This is a genomic window from Streptomyces sp. DSM 40750, from assembly GCF_024612035.1.
Taxonomy (GTDB): domain Bacteria; phylum Actinomycetota; class Actinomycetes; order Streptomycetales; family Streptomycetaceae; genus Streptomyces.
On the sequence record NZ_CP102513.1, the window covers coordinates 2,434,713 to 2,456,164 of the forward strand.

The window sequence follows — 21,452 nt, forward strand, 5'->3', positions numbered from 1 at the left end:
CGGGCCCATCCAGCGGCGCGGGGAATGCGCGACCAGCCCCACTCACCCGCACCTGGCACACAAAGACCGGGCCGGTCCCACCATCACCTCTTCTTGATCCGCAAGAACGTCACGGAGTTCGCCGGAAACGTGTAGCCGAACTCCTCAGCCACCCCGCTGAACGTGGACTTCACCGGCGCGACCGGCGTGGCCGTCTCCGTGTTCACCGCGTCCGGTGCCGCCGTGAGCGTGGTCACGCGGGCCTTCGAGCGGACCTTGGCCCCGCCGAGGTCGATGGCGGTACGCGCGGCCACGGGCTGCGCGTTGACGACCTTGACGATCAGGTCACCGGTCTTCGCGTCACGCGTCACCACCTGCCGGAACGGCTCCGCCGGCTTGTCGTCGGTGAAGCTGCCCCACTCCTGGCCGTCGAGCAGCAGGGTCACCTGCCGGCCCCGCACCTTGACCTCGACGTCGTACGTACGGCCCGTCTCGATCGTCCCCGGCTTCGAGATCAGCGTGGACTTGCCGCCGTCCACGGCCTGCTCGACCGCGCTGGTGGTGTTGTTCCAGCCGCCGAGGTTCCACCAGTAGAAGTTGCCGGTGTCCTTGACGCCGAAGGCGACGAGGAAGCCCTCCTTGCCGGCCTTCTTGGTGGCCTTCACCTTCACGTCGTAGTCGTGCCAGGAGGTGTCACCGGCCGAGACCATGGTGTTCTCGGCGGCCACATCGGTCTGCACGTACTGCCCGTCCTGGATGCTCCAGCTGCCCTTGCCGTGGTGGGTCCACTTCGAGGCGTCACCGCTGAAGTCGTCGCTGAGCAGGCTCGTGCCGTCCGCGGCCGTCACCCGCACATCGTCGTACGCCGCTGTCGTGGCCCAGGTGGAGAGGCCCACGGCTCCGGAGATCGGGCCGGTGAGCGCAGGTGTGCCGGTGGCCGTCGACGGCACCACACGGTCGCCGACGTTGTTCATGAAGAGCTTCTGCGTCTCGTAGTTGGCGGAGTTCCACGACGCGTGGTTGTTGAACCAGATCATGTCGGGGCTCCACTGCACATAGTCCTCGTTGGCGAGGAGCGGTGCGTAGGAGGCGAGCTTCACGATGTCGGCGTTGCGCTCCAGGCCGGTCATGAACGCGGCTTCGGAGAGGGCGTTCTTGAAGGCGTTGCCCTGGGAGGCGTACTCGCCGAGGAAGACCTTCGGGCCGCCGCGGTCGTAGGAGTCGTAGCGGTCGTTGTTCTGGAGGAACCACTGGGGGCTGTTGTAGTAGTGCTCGTCGACCATGTCGACGTTCGCCTCGCGGTTCAGCTTCCAGGCGGTGTCGAAGGTGGTGCCCGTGTCGTCGGGGCCGGAGTTCGAGATCACCGTGATGTCGGGGTACTTCGCCTCGATGGCGGCCCGGAACTTCTGGAAGCGGGCGAAGAACTCGCCTGGCAGGTTCTCCTCGTTGCCGACGCCGAGGTGGGTGAGGTGGAAGGGCTTCGGGTGGCCCATCTGCGCCCGCTTCTTGCCCCACTCGCTGGTCACGGGCCCGTTGGCGAACTCGATGAGGTCGAGCGTGTCCTGGATGTGCCGCTGGAGCAGGGCCTCGTCGTCGGTGGCCTTGTTCTGGCCGCAGCCGGTGACGAGGGCGGGCACCACGGGCAGCGGCATCGCGCCGACGTCCTCGGAGAACTGGAAGTACTCGTAGTAGCCGAGACCGTAGGACTGGTTGTAACCCCAGAAGTTGGCGTTCGTGGCGCGCTGCTCCACGGGTCCGACGGTGTCCTTCCACTGGTACGAGCGCTTGCGCTCCCAGTTCGAGGCCTCGCTGTAGTCCTGCATGGAGCCGGTGTTGACCAGGCAGCCGCCGGGGAAGCGGACGAAGCCCGGCTTCAGTGCGGCGATCTTCTCGGCGAGGTCCTCGCGCAGACCGTTCTTGTGACCCTTGTAGGTGTCGCGCGGGAAGAGGGACACCTCGTCGAGGGCGGTGGCGCCGGAGGAGGCGACCGCGAGACGGCCGTCGCTGCTGGTGCGGTTCGCGGTGAAGGTGGCCCGGTACTTGGCCCAGCCGCCCTTGACGGCGACCTGGCGGGCCTCGGCGAGCGTGCCGTCGGCGTCCTGGAGGGTGACGGTCAGCGTCGTACGGCTCTCGGTGCGCGCCCACACCGAGAAGTCGTACTTCTTGCCCTCCTCGACGCGGACACCGGTGTTGTAGCCGGCGTTCGTGACGGCCGAACCAGCCGCGAGGGAGAGGTAGTTGCGGTTGCGCTCGTTGAGTCGGCCGTCGTCGTTCACGACCTGCGCGGTGCCGTCGACGGTCCAGGAGGTGAGGGGGGTGTAGGCGCGGTTGTCTGCGGTCGAGTACTCGAAGGACCGGTTCTGCACGAGTTCGGCGTAGAGGCCGCCGTCCGCGGCCCGGTTGATGTCCTCGAAGAAGACGCCGTACATCGTGTCGTCGATCTTCGCGCCCTTGGCGGCCGGGTCGACGGTGATCGCGTAGTCGGTGACGTCCTCGGCGTGCGCGGGCGCCGGGACCGAGGCTGCCGCCACCAGGAAGGCGGTGGCGGTGAGGCCGAGTCTCCAACGGGTGCGGGTGCTGCGTGACATGGATACTCCGCGGCTCGGGGTGGGGGTCATGGAGTTGTTCGAAATATCAGACAATGATCAGCACATCGAACGGCAAGATAGGTAGGAGGTTCGGAGGCGTCAATGGGTCGCGCAGCATCGGATGTGACGGAAGGGAGGCCCGGCATGGGCGAGTTCCGGCCGGTGCCCGATGTGCTGGCCCACCTCTTCGGGGGTTGGCGGGTCCTGCGGTCCGTGCGGGATCTCGCGAGCGGGGCGGAAGGGGAGTTCACGGGGACGACCGTTTTCGGCCCGCTGGACGACGGCGGTCTCCTCCACCTGGAGGTCGGAACTTTCGTCTGGCTGGGCGTCCCGCGCCCCGCCGAACGCACCCTGCGCTTCCTTCCGGGCCCCACACCCGGCACGGCGGACGTCCGCTTCGCCGACGGCCGCCCCTTCCACGACCTGGACCTGACCACCGGCCACTGGCGCACGGACCACTCCTGTGTCGCCGACCTCTACCGGGGCGAGTTCGAGGTCCACGACGAGGACCGCTGGCGTACGACCTGGCGGGTCGGCGGCCCCGCGAAGAACCAGCTCCTGGTCACCGACTACACGCGCGAGCGCACGCGACAGAACCGGCCCTCGCCTACCGGTCGGCGCCCAGCCGCAGGTTCCAGCGGCCCGGACGGCCCGCGACCGTGACCGTCGACAGGGGGCGGATGTCCATGTTCCAGTACGACGACGGCGGGGCCTTCAGCGCGTAGACCAGGGCGGCGCGCAGCACGGAGGGCTCGGCGACGGCGACGATACGGCCGCCGTCGCCCGCCGGGCGGGTGTCGAGCCAGCCGCCTATGCGGGAGATGAAGGCGTTCAGCGACTCGCCGCCGTGCGGGACGGAACGCGGGTCGGCGAGCCAGGCGTCCACCGCCGAGGGCTCCCGGGCCATGGCCTCGCCGAGCGTGAAGCCGCGCCAGCGGCCCATGTCGCAGTCCCGCAGCGCGGGCTGGGCCAGCGGCGCGTAGCCGAGGGCGTCACCGGTGGCCCGGCTGCGGGGCGTCGGCGAGCAGTAGCGCAGCTCGGCCGCCGCCAGCGGCACCAGCTCGTGGGCGGAGCGCTGCACTTCCGCCCAGCCGGCCTGGTCCAGCGGCCGGTCGTCCTCGAAACGCTCCGCGAGCAGCGAGGAGCAGCGCGCGGCGGCGACGAACGTGACCCGAAGATGCATGCGGTGATGGTGGAACGAGAGACTCCGCAGGTCAAGAGGCGTTGCTCAGGAGTTACGCGGGGCCCCTCGGCCCACAGCCGGGACGCTCGCCACCGCGGCCGGGCCCTCCCCCGAGCCGTCGCCCGTCGCCGCACCCGGAACCTCACTGGTACACGAGCGCCATCCACTGGTCCGGCTTGGCGAGCGGCTCGAACCCGAGCTTCGCGTAGACGCCGTGCGCGTCGTGGGTGGCGAGCAGGATGCGGCGCAGTCCGTACGGCCGCAGGTGCTCGCGCACGGCCGCGACCAGGGCGGTGCCCAGGCCCTTCCCGCGCGCCGACGGGTCGACGTACACATCGCAGAGCCACGCGAACGTGGTGCGGTCGGTCACCACCCGCGCGTACGCGACCTGCTCCCCCGAACCCGCCTCGTACACCCCGAAGTTGAGCGAGCCGCGGATCGCGCTCTCCTGCTTCTCGCGGGGGCGGCCGATGGCCCAGTACGCGTCGGTGGACAACCAGTGGTGGACGCGTCCGACGTCGACGCGGTCGGGGTCGTCGGACAGCTCGTAGCCCTCGGGGAGGATCGACTCATCGCTCATGGCGGGACGGTCGCAGGTCAGAGGCCCGCTGTCGAACCGTTTACGGCCGCTCTCAGCCTCCGCACCCCCTCCGTGATCTCCCCCGCCCCGGCGACTCCCGCGAAGCTCAACCGCAGGTGTCCGGCCGGGGGTTCGGCGCTGAAGTAGGGGCGGCCCGGCGTGACCGCGACACCCGCGCGGAGGGCGGCGGCGACCAGCGCGGGCTCTCCCCCAGGGCCGAAAACCTGGGAGGTGCCCCGAGTGCCGTCCGGGAGGCGCAGCCACAGGTGGTAGCCGCCGGAGGGGATGTGAGGCAGGGCGAGTTCGGGGAGGTGCATGCGCAGCTCGGAGGTCAGCGCGTCCCGACGGTGCTTCAACTCCCTGGACACGGACCGCAGATGGCGGGGCCAGGCGGGTGAGCCGACCAGTTCGAGGGCGGCTTCCTGGAGGGGCCGCGGCACGAAGAAGGTGTCGACGACCTGGATGGCGCGCAGCCGTTCCAGGACCGGCCCCCGGGCGGCCAGGGCACCGACCCGGAAGCTGGGCGAGGTCGCCTTGGTCAGCGAGCAGACGTGCACGACCACGCCGTCCGGGTCGTCGGCCGCCAGCGGTCGCGGCAGCGGTCCGGCGTCCTCGTGCACGAGTCGGCGTACGAAGTCGTCCTCGATCACGAAGGCCCCCGCCTCGCGGGCGATCCGCAGCACCTCGCCGCGGCGGTCGGCGGACAGCGAGGCGCCGGTGGGGTTCTGGAAGAGCGGCTGGCAGACGAAGACACGGGCGCCGGACGCCTTGAACGCGTCGGCGAGCAGGGCGGGCCTGACCCCGTCCGCGTCCACCGGCACCGGAACGGGCCGCAGCCCGGCCGCCCGCGCGATGGCCAGCATGCCCGGATAGGTGGGCGATTCGACCAGCACGGGTGCCCCGGGCGGCGCGAGGGCGCGCAGGGCGGTGGTCAGAGCGGACTGCCCGCCCGCCGCGACGATCACCTCGGCCGCGGTGATCGCCCCGCCGATGCTCCGCGCGAACCACTCGCGCAGCTCCGGGACGCCCTCGACCGGCGGCCGCGCCCACACCCCGGGACGCCGCCCCGCCCGGGACAGCGCGGCACCCATCGCCTGCTCCGGCTGCAGCGACGGATGCAGATAGCCGCCGTTGAACTCGATCACGCCGGGCGGCGGAGTGGCGAGCGAGACCAGCACCCCCGAGGCGTCCACCGTGCGCGGAGACGGCTCGGTACTGCCGTCGGCGCTGAGCGCGACCTCCTGCCAGGACGTGTCCCCCACGGGCGCCGCCCCGCTCTCGCGCGGGCTCGCACGGAAGGCCCCCGCGCCGGGCCGGGTCACCACGAGCCCCTCGGCGGCCAGCTGCGCCAGGGCCCGCGAGACGGTCACCGGGCTCACCCGGAAGCGTTCGACGAGCGTCCGACTCGACGGCAGCTTTCCACCGGGTGAGTAGCGGTCCAGCTCTTTTCGCAGTTGTTCCGCCAGTTCTGCCCCACTGCTACGCTCTTGCATGAGAGCAAAGAGTAGCGCTATCGCCCGGAGTTCAGTAACGGTGGACGGTGGCCCGGAAGGCGCCGGGCCACGACCGGCCACCGTCGGAACCCGCGACTCCGTCGAGGCCGGCCCGGCCGCACCCGAAGCCCGCCGCCCCCGAACCGGCGGTACCCTCCAGGCCGCCCTCGGCGTCACCGCCTTCTCGCTCACCTTCCCGGCCACCGCCTGGGGCCTGGAGGGCTTCGGCCCCTGGTCCCTCGTCGCCGTGCGCAGTGCCCTCGCCGCCGTCATCGCGGGCGGCTGCCTGCTGGCCCTGAGGGTGCCGCTGCCGGGCCGCCGGCACCGGGCGGGGCTCGCGGTCGTGGCCGCGGGTGTCGTGCTGGGCTTCCCGATGCTGACCACCCTCGCGCTGCAGACCTCGACGACCTCTCACGCCGCCGTCGTGGTCGGTCTGCTCCCGCTGACGACCGCCCTGTTCTCGGCAGTGCGCACGGGCATCCGCCCCTCGCGCGCCTTCTGGATCGCCGCCCTCGCCGGAGCCGCCGCGGTCCTCGTGTTCACCGTGACGCAGAGCGGCGGCGCCCTCACGACCGCCGATCTCCACCTGTTCGGAGCCCTGCTGGTGTGCGCGGCCGGCTACACCGAGGGCGGCCGGCTGGCCCGGGTGATGCCCGGCTGGCAGGTCATCGGCTGGGCCCTGGTCCTGTGCCTGCCGCTGAGCGTGCCGGGCACCCTGCTGGCCCTGTCCTACGAGCCGGTCCAGCTGACCGCGCACAGCATCACCGGGCTGCTGTGGGTGGCCGCCGGATCCCAGTTCCTGGGGCTGGTCGTCTGGTACCGGGGCATGGCCGCGATCGGCATACCGAAGGCCAGCCAGTTGCAGTTGGCGCAGCCGCTGCTCACACTGGTGTGGTCGGTGCTGCTCCTCGGCGAGCAGCTCAACCCGGCCGCGCCCCTGACGGCCGCCGCCGTACTGGTCTGCATCGCGGTCACTCAGCGCTCATCCGCCTGAGACCCCGTACGCACACCGGTTCCCACCGACGCCGCCCGCAATAGACTGCGGTCACGGACCGCCGCTCCCGTGCAGAACGAGGAGGCCCCCGATGCAGGCAGATGTAGGCGACACCCTGCTGGTGCACGGCAGGACCGTCGGGCACCACGACCGGACCGCGGAGGTCCTGGAGGTGCTCGGCCAGAACGGGAATCCGCCCTACCGGGTCAGGTTCAACGACGACGGCCACGAGGCGCTGATGTCCCCGGGCCCGGACACGGTCGTCCGCCACCCCGGAGATCCCAGGTAGCCCTACCGCGTCCGTTCCCCGGTCCCGTCAGCGCGGTGGTTCCGCCGGCCGCTGGTAGTGGTCGGCGACCACGCGTGCCATCGCACCGATCGTGTCGAGCCCGACCTCCTTGCCCGAGAAGAACACATGCCCGCGCGCCTCCGGGACGTCGCGGGCCAGGGTGAGGTGCGCCGACAGCTCTGCGGGGTCCTGCCAGGCCGCGGGCTGCGCCGGGTCGCCCGCCTTGTACAGGGCCTCCCCGATGTACAGCCGTGTCCCGGTGTCGCGGGCGGTCTCCGCCCACCAGGGCAGCAGCTTGGCGTAGTCGGCGACGGCGAAGCCGATGTTCCAGTACAGCTGCGGGACGATGTAGTCGATCCAGTTCTCCCGGACCCATTTCCGCGTGTCCGCGTGCAGATCGTCGTACGTCTGCACACCGGCCCGGGTGTCCGAGCCCCGCTCGTCGGTGACGGCGTTCCGCCACACCCCGAAGGGGCTGATCCCGAACTGCGTGCCGGGGCGGATGGTCTTGATCTGCGCCGCCGTCTCCCGCACCAGCTTGTCGATGTTGTCGCGCCGCCAGGCCGCCCGGTTCGGGAAGCTCCCGCCGTAGCGGTCGTACGCCGCGTCGTCGTCGAAGACCTGGCCCGCGACCGGATACGGGTAGAAGTAGTCGTCGAAGTGCACGGCGTCGACCGGGTACTTCCGCAGGGCGTCGAGCATGGCCTTCTGGACGAAGGCGCGGACTGCGGGGATGCCGGGGTTGTAGTAGAGCTTGCCGCCGTAGGGGACGACCCAGTCGGGGTTCTTCCGGGCCGGGTGCGAGGCGACGAGCCGGCTCGGGTCGGTGTGGTTGGCCACCCGGTACGGGTTGAACCACGCGTGCAGTTCGAGCCCCCGGGCATGGGCCTCCTCGACCGCCGTGCCCAGCGGGTCCCAGCCGGGATCCTTGCCCTGGGTCCCGGTGAGGTACTGCGACCAGGGCTCGTAGGGGGAGGGCCAGAGCGCGTCGGCGGTGGGGCGGACCTGGAAGATCACCGCGTTGAGGCGGCGCTCCACGGCGGTGTCGAGATGGGCGAGGAGCTCGGTGCGCTGCTCGCCGGCGGTCAGGCCGGGCTTGGACGGCCAGTCCCGGTTGACGACGGTGGCCAGCCACATGCCGCGCAGCTCGCCCTCGGCCGCCCTGCGGCGGGGGCTCGGCTCCCCGCCGGCGATGGCGGTGCCCGCCGCCGCACCGCCCGCCGCCACCAGCGTCACCGCCGCGGTCGCCCAGAACGCCCGTCGTGACATCCGTGGCTTGCGATGCATCCCTTACCTCCGCGTACCGCTTCCCGCGTGTCCGCACCGTCGCGGACCGTCCGCGGCCAGCCTTCCATGTGACACCCGGGATACTGATCAGTAGCCGTCGCGGGTAACGTGCAGGTTTGGCACAGGCCCGCACCACGGGCAGCTGCCTGGTACGTAGACCAGCGAAAGGGACGATGTGACGGACTTCCCAACGGGAGATCTAGCGCGAGTCGGAGTGGTGGGCTGCGGCCAGATGGGAGCGGGCATCGCCGAGGTGTGCGCCCGCGCCGGTCTGGACGTGAAGGTCGCCGAGACCACCGGCGAGGCCCTGGAGATCGGCCGTACCCGGCTGTTCAACTCGCTGTCCAAGGCGGCCGAGCGCGGCAAGATCAGCGACGAGGAGCGGGACGCCACCCAGGCGCGCCTCAGCTTCACCACCGACCTCGGCGAGTTCGCCGACCGTGACCTCGTCATCGAGGCGGTCGTGGAGAGCGAGCAGGTGAAGACCGAGATCTTCCAGGTGCTCGACCAGGTGGTGACCCGCCCGGACGCGATCCTCGCCTCCAACACCTCCTCCATCCCGCTGGTGAAGCTCGCGGTCGCCACCTCGCGGCCCGACCATGTCATCGGCATCCACTTCTTCAACCCGGCTCCGGTGCAGAAGCTCGTCGAGCTGATCCCGGCGCTCACCACCTCCGAGGGCACCCTCAGCCGGGCGCAGCTGTTCGCCGAGAAGGTGCTCGGCAAGCACGCCGTGCGCGCCCAGGACCGCTCGGGCTTCGTCGTCAACGCGCTGCTCGTGCCGTACCTGCTCTCCGCGATCCGGATGTTCGAGTCGGGCATCGCCAGCCGCGAGGACATCGACAACGGCATGGAGATGGGCTGCGCCCACCCGATGGGCCCGCTGAGGCTCTCCGACCTGATCGGCCTGGACACCATCGTCTCCATCGCGAACTCGATGTACGAGGAGTACAAGGAGCCGCTGTACGCCGCTCCCCCGCTGCTCCAGCGCATGGTCGACGCGGGCCGGCTCGGCCGGAAGACCGGGTCGGGTTTCTACTCGTACGCCTGATTACGGACGGTCAACCGCCTTTCCCGAACGGGCCCGGCACCGGAAACGGTGCCGGGCCCGTCGTATTCACACACCGTGTGCGCGGCGGACACGCATATGCCGTTCGCACACGCTCCCCACGCGCCCACCAGGCGAGTTGACTTGCCGTGCGCATACAAGGGACGGGACGACTACAGAAAGGAGCGGACTCGTGGCCATCGACCCCGAGCATCCCGTGCTCCACGGCGAACTCGCAGAGTTACGCCGCCGCCTGGATGTGGCGCACGCGCGCGTCGAAGGCGGGCACACCCTGCTGAGCCACCGCGCCGAACAGACCGCCAAGGAACTGGACGATCTGAGCGCACGGATCGTCGCCCTGGAGCACGCCCGCTGGCCGCTGCCCGCGGTCGCGGTCCTGACAGCACTGGGCGCCCTGGTGGTGGCCGTCTGGCAGGCACTGGGCCGCTAGCTCTCCGGGCGGGACGCGACGGGGGGTTCAGGGCTTGGCGTCCTGCCCGAGCCGCAGGTGGTGCAGCAGGAGCAGTGCGGCTGCCATGTTGGCGGCCGGGACCTCGCCGCGGGCGACCATGTCGGGAACGAGCTTGAGGGGAACCCATTCCCGACGGTCCGACTCGAAGTCGTCCACGGGGTGACCGACATACGCGCCCTCGTCGGCCCAGTAGATGTGGTGCCGGGCGTCGGTGAGCCCGTTGGAGGGCTCGACGCTCATCAGGTGGTGCAGGGGTCCCGGCCGCCATCCGGTCTCCTCCTCCAGTTCACGGGCGGCCGCCTCGGCGATGGCTTCGCCGTCCTCGACGACGCCCGCCGCGAGCTCCCAGCCCCAGCTGTCGGTGATGAAGCGGTGCCGCCACAGAAGCAGCACCTCGTTGGCCTCGTTGATCACGGTGGCCACGGCGACGGGCCGCATCCGTATGAGGAAGTGATCGAGGTGCCGCCCGTCCGGCAACGCGACATCTGCGAGATTGACGCTGAACCAGCGGTTCGAGTACACGGTTTGTTCGCTCTGTTTCGTCCACTGCACGGTTCTGCCACCTTCCGCCGAGTAAGTGGCAATATCGCAGCAGTAGCTTGGTGACAGCAGGCGCACAGCCGGTGCACGGCCGCGCCCCGGGGACGGCGTCAGAGCGGTACGCGCAGTGCCCCGTCGATGAGTTCGGCGGCTTCGGCGGTCCCCGCGCAGCCGCTGCGCGCGAGGTGTTCGCGTACCGCCCGCAGTCTGTCGCGCAGGCGCATGGACTCCATCCCCCGCGCCCGCTCGGCCATTTCCACGGCGGTGGCCACCGCCTTGTCCGCGTTGCCCTGCCGCAGTTCGATCTGGCTGAGCATCGCGAGCCGGTGCACACGTCCCCGGTCGTGCGCCGGGCTGTCGACGGCTGCCGCGGCGTGCTCCGCCGCGGCCGTCAGGTCGCCGAGGCTGAGCAGCGCCTCCGCCACCTGTACGTTGACCAGACCGGGCTGGACATAGCCGGTCTCGTCCGGTTCGTGGCCGCGCCGGATACGCTCGGCGGCCTGCTCGGCCCGCCGGATACAGGACAGCGCGCTCGTGCCGTCGCCCAGGTGCGCGTACGCCTTGGCCTGCATCGCGTAGAGGTCGGAGGCGAGCGCCGGGGTGATCTGCTTGCCGGCGGTCCGCAGCGCCGCCTCCGCGAAGGCGACGGCCTGCCGGTACTCCCGCATGAACAGCGCCTGGTTGACAAGGAGCGCGATGACGTACGCCCCCAACCCCCGGTCCCCGCTGGCCTTCGCCAGCCGCAGCGCCTGGTGGAAGTACCGCTGCGCCAGCCCATGGGCGTCGGAGTCGTAGGCACAGATCCCGGCGATCGCCACCAGTCCCCCGGTGGCGCGGTGCAGTTGGCGGCCGGTGGCGTCGGTGTAGCTGCCGCGCAGCAGGGGCGCGGCCTCCGCGTTGAGGAACCCGACGATCCGGCTCCGCGTCGCGACACCGCCCGCCTTGCGGTACATCTGCTCGTAGTGGGTGCGGGCCGCGCGCAGCATGTCGATGTCGGCCATGCTGACGCGATGCCGCCCGCCGCGCGAGACGTCCACGTCCTCCGGCGGGTTCTCCCACTCCCACACGGGCATCACGGCCGGCGTCCCGGTGACGGCGGGGGCACCGAGGACATGCGGCCGCTGCTGTTCGTCGGAGCGCCACAGGGCGGTGGCGCGCTCCACGAAACCGGAGAGCCCGGCGCCGTGCTGGGAGGTCGCCTCGCCCGGCACACCGAGCCCGATGTCGTCGAGGGTGACCGTCCGGTGCAGCCGTCCGGCGAGCACCTCACAGATCAGGTCGGGCACCTGGCCGCGCGGCCGCTGCCCCTTCAACCACCGTGCCACGGCGGTGTGTTCGTATCTCAGCGCCAGCCCACGGGCCCGCCCCGCCTGGTTGACGTGCGCGGCGAGACCGGCGTGGGAGATACCGGCCTCGTCGAGGATCGCGTCGAGCAGGGTGTTGGGCTGCATGGAGGCCCTCCGGTGGCTCGGTGCCGGCGGTGGCAGCGTAGCGCCTCCCCTGTCACACGGGGTGTGAAGCGAATGCCCGAACTCGTGCTGTACGCGCACTGTCGCGGAGAGTTGCGGACCGGTTGACTGAAATGCCTCGAAAGAGACCGGCCGGGCCGCCGGCTCCCCCTCGTACAGTGCGGTGGCCCTGGCCGGGCGGAACCGGGGCGACCAAGTGCCGGGGGCTGTCCGCGTCAGGTGCGGAGGCTTGCGCCCGCAAGGGGCGTGGGGAACCGCGCGACCAGCCACGAACCACTCGCGGCCGGCATCCCTGCGCGGTCCCCCACGATGTGCGCCCACCCTAACTACGCAGCACGGCCCCCGTGCGCTCGCCCGCGAGCGCAACCGCCGCGTCCCGAGCCGCCGAAGCCTCGTCGACGGTCAACGTACGATCCCCGGCCCTGAAGCGGAGCGCATACGCCAGCGACTTCCGCCCGTCACCCAGCTGCTCCGCGTTCTCGTAGACGTCGAACAGCCGGATACCCTCGAGCAGTTCACCCGCGCCCTCACGCAGCGCGGCCTCCACCTCGGCGTGCGGCACGAACGTGTCGACCACGAGCGCGACATCCTGCGTGGCGACGGGGAACGAGGAGATGCTCGGCGCCAGCGGGATGCTGTCCCCCACCTGCTCCAGGGCGTCCAGGTCGATCTCCATCGCGGCGGTACGGGCCGGCAGCCCGAGCGCCTTGACCACGCGCGGGTGCAGCTCACCGGCGTGACCCACGACCCGCTCGGTGTCACCGTCGACGACCACGAACTCGGCGCACCGCCCCGGGTGCCACGGGCCGTACTGCCCCTGTCGGACGATCAGCTCCGCACCGGCCTCGCGCGCGACCGCGCGCCCCGCCTCGATCGTGTCGGCCCAGTCGGCGGCGCGACCCTTGCCCCACCAGCCGGCCTGCTCGCGGGCCCCGGCGAGGACGACGGCGACGTGGCGCGGCTGCTCGGGCAGCGCGGCGTTCAGCGTCGCGATCTCCTCGTCGGTGGGCCGGCGGTCGACCGGCAGCGCGACGGCGACGCGCTGCCCCTCACGCGGGAGGAACACCAGGCCGGTCTCGAACAGGGCCAGATCGTGCGAGCCACGGCCGTCGTTGCGCCGCAGGGCGCCCAACAGGCCCGGCAGCAGCGACGTGCGGAGCGCGGGCTCCTCGTCGTTCAGCGGGTTGGTGAGCTTGACGACGCGGCGGGCCGGGTCGTCGGCGTCCAGGCCGAGCTGGTCGAAGACCTGCTCACCGATGAACGGGTAGTTGGGCGCCTCGACGTACCCGGCGCCGGCCAGGACCCGGCCGACCCTGCGGTGCAGCCGCTGCCGCAGGGTGAGCCCGCGGCCCGCCGGGGGCCTGGGCAGCGTGGAGGGCAGGTTCTCGTAGCCCTCAAGACGGATGACCTCCTCCGCCAGATCATTCGGATCGGTGAGGTCGGGCCGCCAGGACGGCACGGTGACGATCAGCTCGTCCTGCCCGTAGACGTCGCAACCGACCTCCTGGAGACGGCGTACGACGGTCTCACGGCCGTAGGTGACGCCCGCGACCTTGTCCGGGTGGTCCGCCGGGATCGTGATCGTGCGGGGCGCGGACGGGGCGATCACCTCGGTGACGCCCGCGTCGGCCGTGCCGCCCGCGAGGAGCACGAGCAGGTCGACCGTGCGCTGGGCGGCGGCGGCCGCGGCCAGCGGGTCGACGCCGCGCTCGAAGCGGCGGGACGCCTCCGACGACAGCTTGTGCCGGCGGGCCGTGCGCGCGATGGCGACCTGGTCGAAGTGGGCGGCCTCGATGACGATGTCGCTGGAGGCGTTCTCCACATCGTCGTGATCGGCGATCTCCGTGTTGGCGCCGCCCATGACACCGGCGAGGCCGATGGGGCCGCGGTCGTCGGTGATCACCAGGTCCTCGGCGTGCAGGGTGCGCGTGGCACCGTCGAGGGTGACGATCTTCTCGCCCTCCTCGGCCCGGCGCACACCGATCGTGCCCTGGACGAGGGAGCGGTCGTAGGCGTGCAGCGGCTGGCCCAGTTCCATCATCACGTAGTTGGTGATGTCGACGGCGAGGGAGATCGGGCGCATACCGACCTTCTGCAGCCGGCGCTTGAGCCAGATCGGGGAGCGCGTCTCCGGGTCGAGACCGGTGACGGTGCGGGCGGTGAAGCGGTCGCAGCCGATGGGGTCGGAGACCTGGACGGGGTGGCCGAACGCGTTCGGGCCAGGTACGTCGAGGAGCGCCGGGTCGCGCAGCGGCAGGCCGTAGGCGATGGCGGTCTCGCGGGCGACGCCACGGATCGACAGGCAGTAGCCGCGGTCGGGCGTGACGGCGATGTCGAGGACCTCGTCGACCAGCTCGAGCAGCTCGATCGCGTCCTTGCCGACCTCGGTCTCCGGCGGCAGCACGATGATGCCCTTGGTGCCGTCGTCGCCCATGCCCAGCTCGTCGCTGGAGCAGATCATGCCGTGCGAGGTGCGGCCGTAGGTCTTGCGGGCGGAGATCGCGAAGCCGCCCGGCAGTTCGGCGCCGGGCAGGACGACCACGACCTTGTCGCCGACCGCGAAGTTGCGGGCGCCGCAGACGATCTCCTGGGGCTCGCCCGTGCCGTTGGCGGTGCCGACGTCGACGGTGCAGAAGCGGATCGGCTTCTTGAACTCCGTCAGCTCCTCGATGGTCAGCACCTGGCCGACGACGAGGGGGCCCTTGAGGCCGTCGCCGAGCTGCTCGACCGTCTCGACCTCGAGGCCGGCCGAAATGAGCTTGGCCTGGACGTCACGGCCGGTCTCGGTGGCCGGCAGGTCGACGTACTCCCGCAGCCAAGAAAGCGGGACCCGCATCAGATCTCCATCCCGAACGGCCGGGTGAACCGGACGTCACCCTCGACCATGTCTCGCATGTCTTCGACGTTGTGGCGGAACATCAGCATCCGCTCGATGCCGAACCCGAAGGCGAATCCGCTGTACTTCTCGGGGTCGACGCCGCAGGCGGTGAGCACGCGCGGGTTGACCATGCCGCAGCCGCCCAGCTCGATCCAGCCCTCGCTGGAGCAGGTGCGGCAGGGCCGGTCGGGGTTGCCGACGGAGGTGCCCTTGCAGACGTAGCAGAGCATGTCCATCTCGGCGGACGGCTCGGTGAAGGGGAAGAAGTTCGGCCGGAGCCGGGTCTTCATGCCCTCGCCGAACAGCGACTGGACCATGTGGTCGAGGGTGCCCTTGAGGTCGGCCATGGTCAGGCCCTCGTCGACGGCCAGCAGCTCGACCTGGTGGAAGACCGGCGTGTGGGTGGCGTCCAGCTCGTCGGTGCGGTACACGCGGCCGGGACAGATCACGTAGACCGGCAGCTCGCGGTCGAGCAGGGAGCGGATCTGCACGGGCGAGGTGTGGGTGCGCAGCACGACACCGGACTCGGTGCCGCCGTCCGGACCCTGCACGAAGAAGGTGTCGGCCTCGCCGCGGGCCGGGTGGTCCGGGCCGATGTTCAGGGCGTCGAAGTTGAACCACTCGGCTTCGACCTGCGGGCCTTCGGCGACCTCGTAGCCCATGGCCACGAAGATGTCCTCGATGCGCTCCGACAGCGTGGTGAGCGGGTGGCGGGCGCCGGCCGGTACGCGGTCGTAGGGCAGCGTGACGTCCACGGCCTCCTCGACCAGCACCCGGGCGTCGCGCTCGGCCTCCAGCTCGGTCTGGCGGGCGGCGAGGCCCTTGTTCACCGCACCGCGGGCCTGGCCGACGAGCTTGCCGGCGGCGGCCTTGGCGTGCGGGGGCAGGGCGCCGATCTCGCGGTTGGCGAGGGCCAGCGGCGAGTTGCCCCCGGTGTGGGCGACCTTGGCCTCCTGGAGCGCGTCGAGGGAGTCCGCGGCGGCGAAGGCGGCGAGCGCCTCGTCCCGCATGCGCTCGATCTCTTCCGGTTTCAAGGCCTCGACCTCTACAGGGTCGTACGACTTATTCGGTGCCGACATCTCTTCCCGTGCTTCCGATTGGCTGGCTGAAGGTCCCCGTACCGACTCGTGGACAGATCGTCACGGTTTTTGGGACACAAAGGTGCCAAAGGCCGAGTCTAACGGGGTGGAGGTGTACGAACGCGCCCGTGGTGCTTCAGGCCAGATAGGCCGGGGCCGCCACGGGCAACGTAAATCGGAACTCGGCGCCGCCGCCGGCGGCGCGTCCGACCGTGATGGTGCCGCCGTGGGCTTCGACGATGCCCTTGACGATGTACAGCCCGAGGCCCGTGCCGCCGCGCTTGCTGCCCCGCCAGAAGCGGGTGAAGACGCGGTTCATGGACTCCTCCGGGATGCCGGCGCCCTCGTCGCTCACGGTGACCGACGTGCCGGTGTCCTCTCCCTCCCGGGGAGACGCGGCAGGCGTGACGTCAATCGTGACGGTTCCCTCGCCGTGCCGCACCGCATTTTCGAGGAGGTTGCTCAGCACCTGGTCGATCTTGTCCGGGTCGGCCCACAGATCGGGCAGTGGCTGCTCGATCCGCACCAGGAACCGGTCGGCGGGCTGTCCCGCGGCGACGTACGCCTGGATGTGCCGTCCGACGGCCGCGCCTATGTCGACGGGCTGCCGCCGCACTTCGAGCCGCCCGGAGTCGATCCTCGAAATGTCGAGCAGCTCGGCGATGAGACGTGTGACCCGATTGGCATCGGCGTCCACGGTCTCCAGCATCAGCTTCTTCTGGTCGTCGGTGAACCGCTCCCATTTGGCGAGCAGCGTCGCGGTGAACCCCTTGACCGACGTCAGCGGCGAGCGCAGTTCGTGGGCCACCGTGGCGATCAGTTCGGCGTGGCTGCGCTCGGTGCGGCGCCGGGCCTCGGTGTCGCGGAGGGAGACGACGACCCGGCGGACGGGTCCGGTGGGCTCCGTACGGATGTAGCGGGCCGATACGAGGATCTCGCGCGCCCCGGGGAGGAGCAGGTTCCGCTCGGGCTGTCCGACCCGGATCGCGAGCCCCCCGTACGGGTCGGTCAGCTGCCACCAGCGGCGGCCTTCCAGGTCTTCTAACGGGAGGGCCCATTCGAGCGGGCGGCCGAGGGCTTCGGCGGCGGGAGTGGCGGTGATGCGGGCGGCGGCGGCGTTGAAGCAGATCACGCGGCCGTTCTCGTCGGCCACGACCAGTCCGTCGGGCAGGTCGTCGGGGTCGATGCCGAGCTCGGCGAGATCACCGTGCCGGGCCGCGGATGTGGCGCGCACGTCCCGTGCCCCCAGTGTGCTGCTCGTGCCGACCCTCATCCCCGTACCCCACCTCTCGCGTTGTGCAGTGGGCCCCCGAGCCCGTCACCCTACTAGCTGGGAGTGACGGTGCGGCACCCTCCGAAGGCGCGCTGTGCACGGGCGGACGCGTAGAGACATACGGCGGCGGCGGTCGCCAGGTTCAGGCTCTCCGCCTTTCCGTGGATGGGCACGCGGACGACGGCGTCGGCCAGCCCTCGCGTCTCCTCGGGGAGCCCCCACGCCTCGTTCCCGAACACCCAGGCCGTGGGCCCTCCCATGGTCCCCTGGTCCAGCTCGGCGTCGAGATCGTTCTCGCCCGCCCCGTCGGCGGCGAGAATCCGCACCCCGGCGCTCCTGAGCCCGGCCACGGCTGCCTCGACCGGCACCCCCACGGCGACCGGCAGATGGAACAACGAGCCGACGGACGCCCGCACGGCCTTGGGGTTGTAGAGGTCCACGGACGCGTCGGTGAGCACGACCGCCTCCGCGCCGGCCGCGTCGGCACACCGCAGTACGGTGCCGGCGTTCCCGGGGTCACGGACGTGCGCGAGCACGGCGACGAGCTTGGGCCTGGCGGCGAGGATCTCCTCGAACGGTGTATCGAGGAACCGGCAGATCCCGACCACCCCCTGCGGCGTGACGGTCGTGGAGATGTCGGAGATGACCGCCTCGTCCGCGAGATGCACCCGCGCCCCGGCCGCGTGGGCCTCCCCCACGATGTCGGCGTACCGCTCCGCGGCCTCGACCGTCGCGAACAGCTCGACAAGGGTCGGCACACCGTCCACCTGATGCCCAGCCGCCTCCCGCACGGCCTGCGGCCCCTCCGCCAGAAACAGACGGTCCTTCCCCCGGAAGTTCCGCTTCGCGAGCCGCCGCGCGGCGGAGACACGGGCGGAGCGAGGGGAGATCAACTCGGGGGCGGGGGGCATGGGTCACCTTCGGGTTCGGGTGAGTGGGGTGGATGGGGCGCCTGAGAACTCGGGGGTTCGGTTCATTGGCGAGTGCGGGTCCGTCGTGGCTGCTCGCGCCCCTGAGAGACACGGCCCCTGCTCTTCAGGGGCGCGGGGAACAGCGCGAGAAGCCCCACCCAGCCGCAGCCGAAGAGCCGCCCAGAAAACGCCCGGACCCGCAGGCGGCGATCAGCCTGCGGGTCCGGTTCACATCACACGCGGCTCAAGCCAGCGCAGCGTTCACGCTGCCTTGGGCGCGTTCACATCCGCCGGCAGCGCCTTCTGGGCGACCTCGACCAGCGCGGCGAAGGCCGTGGCGTCGTTGACGGCCAGCTCGGCGAGGATCTTGCGGTCGACCTCGACGTTCGCGGCCTTCAGACCCTGGATGAAGCGGTTGTAGGTGATGCCGTTGGCGCGGGCAGCGGCGTTGATGCGCTGGATCCACAGCTGACGGAAGTCGCCCTTGCGCTTCTTGCGGTCGTTGTAGTTGTAGACCAGCGAGTGGGTGACCTGCTCCTTGGCCTTGCGGTACAGGCGCGAACGCTGACCGCGGTAGCCGGAGGCCTGCTCGAGGATCGCCCGGCGCTTCTTGTGGGCGTTGACTGCCCGCTTGACGCGTGCCACTTGTTAACTCCTTGTAGCGGGGCCGTGGGTGTCGTCACACGGCCCGGAATCGATTGGGTCCCGGTCCAGACGTACGGCGCGAAGTGATCGACGGACGATCGGGCGCCGCTCCGTCACTTGCCGAGAAGCTTCTTGATCTTCGCGGCGTCGCCCGGGGCCATCTCGGCGTTGCCGGTGAGGCGACGCGTCACGCGGGACGACTTGTGCTCGAGCAGGTGGCGCTTGCCGGCGCGCTCACGGAGCACCTTGCCGGAGCCGGTGATCTTGAAGCGCTTGCTGGCACCGCTGTGCGACTTGTTCTTCGGCATAGCGCCGTTCTCTCCTCGTCAGTGGCGCTCCGGTGCCCGGTCGCTAAACCGGGCACGACGGAACGTCATTTCTATCGGTTGACACCCTGGACTCGGCGTCCAGGGCTTCCCCCGGACTCGCGTCCCGGGGATTTACGCCTCGGCAGGCTCCTCGGCCGGCGCCTCGACCTCGACCTCGTCGGAGTCGTCAGCGTCGGAGTCGGCGGCGTTCTGCGACTTGCCAGGGTTGGCCTTCGCTTCCGCCTTCCGGGCTTCCTGCGCCTGACGGGCCTCGGCCATCGCCTCGGTCTTCTTCTTGTGCGGACCGAGAACCATGATCATGTTTCGGCCGTCCTGCTTCGGGTTCGACTCGATGAACCCGAGGTCCTCGACGTCCGAAGCGAGACGCTGCAGCAGTCGGTAGCCCAGTTCGGGCCGGGACTGCTCGCGACCACGGAACATGATCGTGATCTTGACCTTGTCGCCCTGCTTGAGGAACCGGACGACGTGACCCTTCTTGGTGTCATAGTCGTGCGGGTCGATCTTCGGCCGGAGCTTCATCTCCTTGATGACCGTGTGCGCCTGGTTCTTGCGCGCCTCACGGGCCTTCATGGCCGACTCGTACTTGAACTTCCCGTAGTCCATGAGCTTGCAGACCGGCGGACGCGCGTTCGCGGCCACCTCGACCAGGTCGAGGTCGTACTCCTGCGCAAGCTCCAGGGCCTTGGCAAGCGGAACAATCCCGACCTGCTCGCCGCTGGGACCGACAAGTCGCACCTCGGGAACGCGAATCCGGTCGTTGATGCGGGGCTCGGCGCTGATGGATCCTCCTCGGTAGCACCACACGACGGTCTGGCGGACCGCCGCGTTATGTCTGGTTGACATGGGGACCAACCGTCGGGAGCCATGAAAAATGCCCCGGACGGGACACAGGCGGGGCTCCATGTACTGCCGGAGCACCGCCGCGGGTGTGCCGCGGGGCGCAATCTCGGACGACTCCACCGTCCGTACGGAACGGTGGGGGCCGTCTGACCGGGTGACCTGCCGTCCCGGAGAACAGTCAGGTGGGAGTTCGGAGCCTCCACTTGCGGGCCGGACACACAGGTGTCCAGCCGGTCGTAGGAACAACCATACCGGGTTGAAACCTGAGGTGCCAATCGGGGCGCAGCGGCCTCCCGCAGGTCGGGGCGTACGCGCCGGGGCCTATCGTGTGGGGCATGAGTGAGACCCCTCCTGAGAACCCCGACTTCGACTCGATGACCCGCGACATCGCCGAGGTCCCCGCGGTCGAGGTGATCGTGACGGTCGCCGTCAATCTGATGAGCGCCGCCGCGGTGAAGCTCGGTCTGACGGAGGAGGGCGACAAGTACAAGGACCTGGACGAGGCCCGCAAGCTGGTGCACGCCCTCGCGGGTCTGCTGGACGCGTCCGCGACCGAGATCAGCTCCTTCCACGCGGCCCCGCTGCGCGACGGTCTGAAGTCGCTGCAGCTGGCATTCCGTGAGGCGTCACTCGTGCCCGACGAGCCGGGCCAGGGTCCGGGCGAGAAGTACACGGGCCCGATCTACGGCTGAGCCTTCGGTCCCGCTCTCACGGGCGTACGTACAAGGGCTCGCCCGGTGGCGTCGCCCCGGCCGGCAGCAGTGCCAGGTCGAGGCCGCGTACCAGGCGGGCCCGCAGTGTTTCGTCGGCGGCGAGCCGCCCGGCGAGGGACTGCGCGGTCTCGGCCGGGCCGGCGGACGGGTCGAGGACGAGGGCCAGGATGCCGTCGGCGCGGCCGGGGCCGAGGTGGGCGCGGAGCACGGCCGGCTCGGCGGCGACGGCGGCGCGTACGGCGTCGAGGACGACGGGGTCGGCGAGCGGGTCGGTGGTGGTGCGTCCCTCGGCGAGCGCGAGCAGCGAGCGGCCGGTCAGCTCGTAGGGGACGGGCCCGGCGAGGTCGAGCACGATCGTGTCGGCCTTCTCGTGCGCGGCGGCCTGCAGGGCCTGGTGCAGGGGTACGGCGACGGGGCGGGCGGCGGGGTCCCAGCGGGCGAGGGAGTCGGTGGAGGTGAAGGCGGGCAGGGCCGTGCGGCCGTCGGCCTTCAGGGTGGGGACGGCCATGTCGCTGGTCTTCTCGCGGCGCAAGCCGTTCTCATCCACCTCGACCTCGCCGAGCACGGCCACGACGGGGACGAGCAGGCGGGCGCCCTTGAGCGCTGCCAGGACGGGGCCCACGGCGGTCCGGTCCTCGGCCCAGGCGGCGAGCGCCGCGCTCAGCCGGGGATCGGCGGAGCCGTCGTCGTCGGAGAAGCCGGGGTCGGGAATGTTCTTGTTCGCCACGGTCGTCGACCCTATCGGGGGAAGTTTCCTGGGCTTTCGGCAGGCCGGAAACGTGACCGTCACACCACTCACGGTTTTCTCAGCTTTCCCTGACAAGCATCTAACATTCGCCTAACCAGGCGCACAGCGCGGCGC

The 21,452-nt window shown here is 70.8% G+C and carries 21 protein-coding genes; 6 read left to right on the top strand and 15 right to left on the bottom strand.

Features of this window, described 5'->3' with window-relative positions:
- Window positions 1-83 precede the first annotated feature (83 nt).
- Entirely contained in the window at window positions 84-2,567 is a 2,484-nt protein-coding gene (locus tag JIX55_RS10885) for an alpha-L-arabinofuranosidase C-terminal domain-containing protein (RefSeq protein WP_257563097.1), read from the bottom strand.
- Between the two features lie 144 nt (window positions 2,568-2,711).
- On the opposite strand from JIX55_RS10885, the gene JIX55_RS10890 reads away from it, so the two are divergent.
- Window positions 2,712-3,230 (top strand): DUF6314 family protein, encoded by a 519-nt coding sequence (locus JIX55_RS10890; protein WP_257563098.1) that lies wholly within the window; start codon window positions 2,712-2,714, stop codon window positions 3,228-3,230.
- Here JIX55_RS10890 and JIX55_RS10895 read toward each other — a convergent pair.
- The 3 genes from JIX55_RS10895 to JIX55_RS10905 all read right to left on the bottom strand — a co-directional run bounded on the left by JIX55_RS10895 (window position 3,175) and on the right by JIX55_RS10905 (window position 5,823).
- A complete protein-coding gene (locus JIX55_RS10895; RefSeq protein ID WP_257563099.1) occupies window positions 3,175-3,750 on the bottom strand; it encodes a histidine phosphatase family protein in 576 nt (191 codons plus the stop codon). The two genes, JIX55_RS10890 and JIX55_RS10895, sit on opposite strands and share 56 nt — an antisense overlap.
- 142 nt (window positions 3,751-3,892) lie before the next feature.
- On the bottom strand, window positions 3,893-4,330 hold the full coding sequence (locus JIX55_RS10900) for a GNAT family N-acetyltransferase (protein WP_257563100.1): 438 nt from the start codon (window positions 4,328-4,330) through the stop codon (window positions 3,893-3,895).
- Between the two features lie 17 nt (window positions 4,331-4,347).
- On the bottom strand, window positions 4,348-5,823 hold the full coding sequence (locus tag JIX55_RS10905) for an aminotransferase-like domain-containing protein (protein WP_257563101.1): 1,476 nt from the start codon (window positions 5,821-5,823) through the stop codon (window positions 4,348-4,350).
- Here JIX55_RS10905 and JIX55_RS10910 point away from each other — a divergent pair.
- Both JIX55_RS10910 and JIX55_RS10915 read left to right on the top strand, forming a co-directional pair.
- The gene (locus JIX55_RS10910) at window positions 5,822-6,817 is read left to right on the top strand and encodes a DMT family transporter (protein ID WP_257563102.1); all 996 of its coding nucleotides are present in this window, start codon (window positions 5,822-5,824) and stop codon (window positions 6,815-6,817) included. The two genes, JIX55_RS10905 and JIX55_RS10910, sit on opposite strands and share 2 nt — an antisense overlap.
- Window positions 6,818-6,908: 91 nt before the next feature.
- The gene (locus JIX55_RS10915; RefSeq protein WP_257563103.1) at window positions 6,909-7,106 is read left to right on the top strand and encodes a DUF1918 domain-containing protein; all 198 of its coding nucleotides are present in this window, start codon (window positions 6,909-6,911) and stop codon (window positions 7,104-7,106) included.
- A gap of 27 nt (window positions 7,107-7,133) precedes the next feature.
- On the opposite strand, the gene JIX55_RS10920 is transcribed toward JIX55_RS10915, so the two are convergent.
- Window positions 7,134-8,393 carry a glycoside hydrolase family 10 protein gene (locus JIX55_RS10920; RefSeq protein ID WP_257563104.1) on the bottom strand — a complete coding sequence of 420 codons (1,260 nt, stop codon included), beginning with the start codon at window positions 8,391-8,393 and terminating at the stop codon, window positions 7,134-7,136.
- Between the two features lie 175 nt (window positions 8,394-8,568).
- On the opposite strand from JIX55_RS10920, the gene JIX55_RS10925 reads away from it, so the two are divergent.
- Both JIX55_RS10925 and JIX55_RS10930 read left to right on the top strand, forming a co-directional pair.
- Window positions 8,569-9,444 carry a 3-hydroxybutyryl-CoA dehydrogenase gene (locus JIX55_RS10925; RefSeq protein ID WP_257563105.1) on the top strand — a complete coding sequence of 292 codons (876 nt, stop codon included), beginning with the start codon at window positions 8,569-8,571 and terminating at the stop codon, window positions 9,442-9,444.
- A gap of 190 nt (window positions 9,445-9,634) precedes the next feature.
- Window positions 9,635-9,892 carry a hypothetical protein gene (locus JIX55_RS10930; protein ID WP_257563106.1) on the top strand — a complete coding sequence of 86 codons (258 nt, stop codon included), beginning with the start codon at window positions 9,635-9,637 and terminating at the stop codon, window positions 9,890-9,892.
- A gap of 27 nt (window positions 9,893-9,919) precedes the next feature.
- On the opposite strand, the gene JIX55_RS10935 is transcribed toward JIX55_RS10930, so the two are convergent.
- From JIX55_RS10935 to infC, 9 genes are all read right to left on the bottom strand, one after another.
- Window positions 9,920-10,465, bottom strand: a complete 546-nt coding sequence (locus JIX55_RS10935) for an NUDIX domain-containing protein (protein WP_257563107.1) — start codon at window positions 10,463-10,465, stop codon at window positions 9,920-9,922.
- 98 nt (window positions 10,466-10,563) lie between these two features.
- On the bottom strand, window positions 10,564-11,904 hold the full coding sequence (locus JIX55_RS10940; protein ID WP_257563108.1) for a transcriptional regulator: 1,341 nt from the start codon (window positions 11,902-11,904) through the stop codon (window positions 10,564-10,566).
- A 340-nt stretch (window positions 11,905-12,244) separates the two neighbouring features.
- Window positions 12,245-14,758 (bottom strand): phenylalanine--tRNA ligase subunit beta, encoded by a 2,514-nt coding sequence (gene pheT / locus JIX55_RS10945; RefSeq protein ID WP_257563109.1) that lies wholly within the window; start codon window positions 14,756-14,758, stop codon window positions 12,245-12,247.
- Entirely contained in the window at window positions 14,758-15,879 is a 1,122-nt protein-coding gene (pheS, locus tag JIX55_RS10950) for a phenylalanine--tRNA ligase subunit alpha (RefSeq protein ID WP_257563110.1), read from the bottom strand. The genes pheT and pheS overlap by 1 nt, the downstream gene beginning before the upstream one ends.
- A gap of 136 nt (window positions 15,880-16,015) precedes the next feature.
- Entirely contained in the window at window positions 16,016-17,152 is a 1,137-nt protein-coding gene (locus JIX55_RS50855) for a sensor histidine kinase (protein WP_306819996.1), read from the bottom strand.
- A 53-nt stretch (window positions 17,153-17,205) separates the two neighbouring features.
- Window positions 17,206-18,063 carry a TrmH family RNA methyltransferase gene (locus tag JIX55_RS10965; protein ID WP_257563111.1) on the bottom strand — a complete coding sequence of 286 codons (858 nt, stop codon included), beginning with the start codon at window positions 18,061-18,063 and terminating at the stop codon, window positions 17,206-17,208.
- A gap of 261 nt (window positions 18,064-18,324) precedes the next feature.
- Window positions 18,325-18,708 (bottom strand): 50S ribosomal protein L20, encoded by a 384-nt coding sequence (rplT, locus tag JIX55_RS10970; protein ID WP_004933571.1) that lies wholly within the window; start codon window positions 18,706-18,708, stop codon window positions 18,325-18,327.
- A gap of 113 nt (window positions 18,709-18,821) precedes the next feature.
- Window positions 18,822-19,016 carry a 50S ribosomal protein L35 gene (gene rpmI / locus JIX55_RS10975; RefSeq protein ID WP_003977225.1) on the bottom strand — a complete coding sequence of 65 codons (195 nt, stop codon included), beginning with the start codon at window positions 19,014-19,016 and terminating at the stop codon, window positions 18,822-18,824.
- A gap of 132 nt (window positions 19,017-19,148) precedes the next feature.
- Window positions 19,149-19,880 carry a translation initiation factor IF-3 gene (gene infC, locus JIX55_RS10980; RefSeq protein WP_257563112.1) on the bottom strand — a complete coding sequence of 244 codons (732 nt, stop codon included), beginning with the start codon at window positions 19,878-19,880 and terminating at the stop codon, window positions 19,149-19,151.
- A 332-nt stretch (window positions 19,881-20,212) separates the two neighbouring features.
- On the opposite strand from infC, the gene JIX55_RS10985 reads away from it, so the two are divergent.
- A complete protein-coding gene (locus tag JIX55_RS10985) occupies window positions 20,213-20,569 on the top strand; it encodes a DUF1844 domain-containing protein (RefSeq protein WP_257563113.1) in 357 nt (118 codons plus the stop codon).
- Between the two features lie 16 nt (window positions 20,570-20,585).
- Here JIX55_RS10985 and JIX55_RS10990 read toward each other — a convergent pair whose 3' ends face one another.
- Window positions 20,586-21,317 carry an SseB family protein gene (locus JIX55_RS10990; RefSeq protein ID WP_257563114.1) on the bottom strand — a complete coding sequence of 244 codons (732 nt, stop codon included), beginning with the start codon at window positions 21,315-21,317 and terminating at the stop codon, window positions 20,586-20,588.
- Window positions 21,318-21,452: the final 135 nt, after the last annotated feature.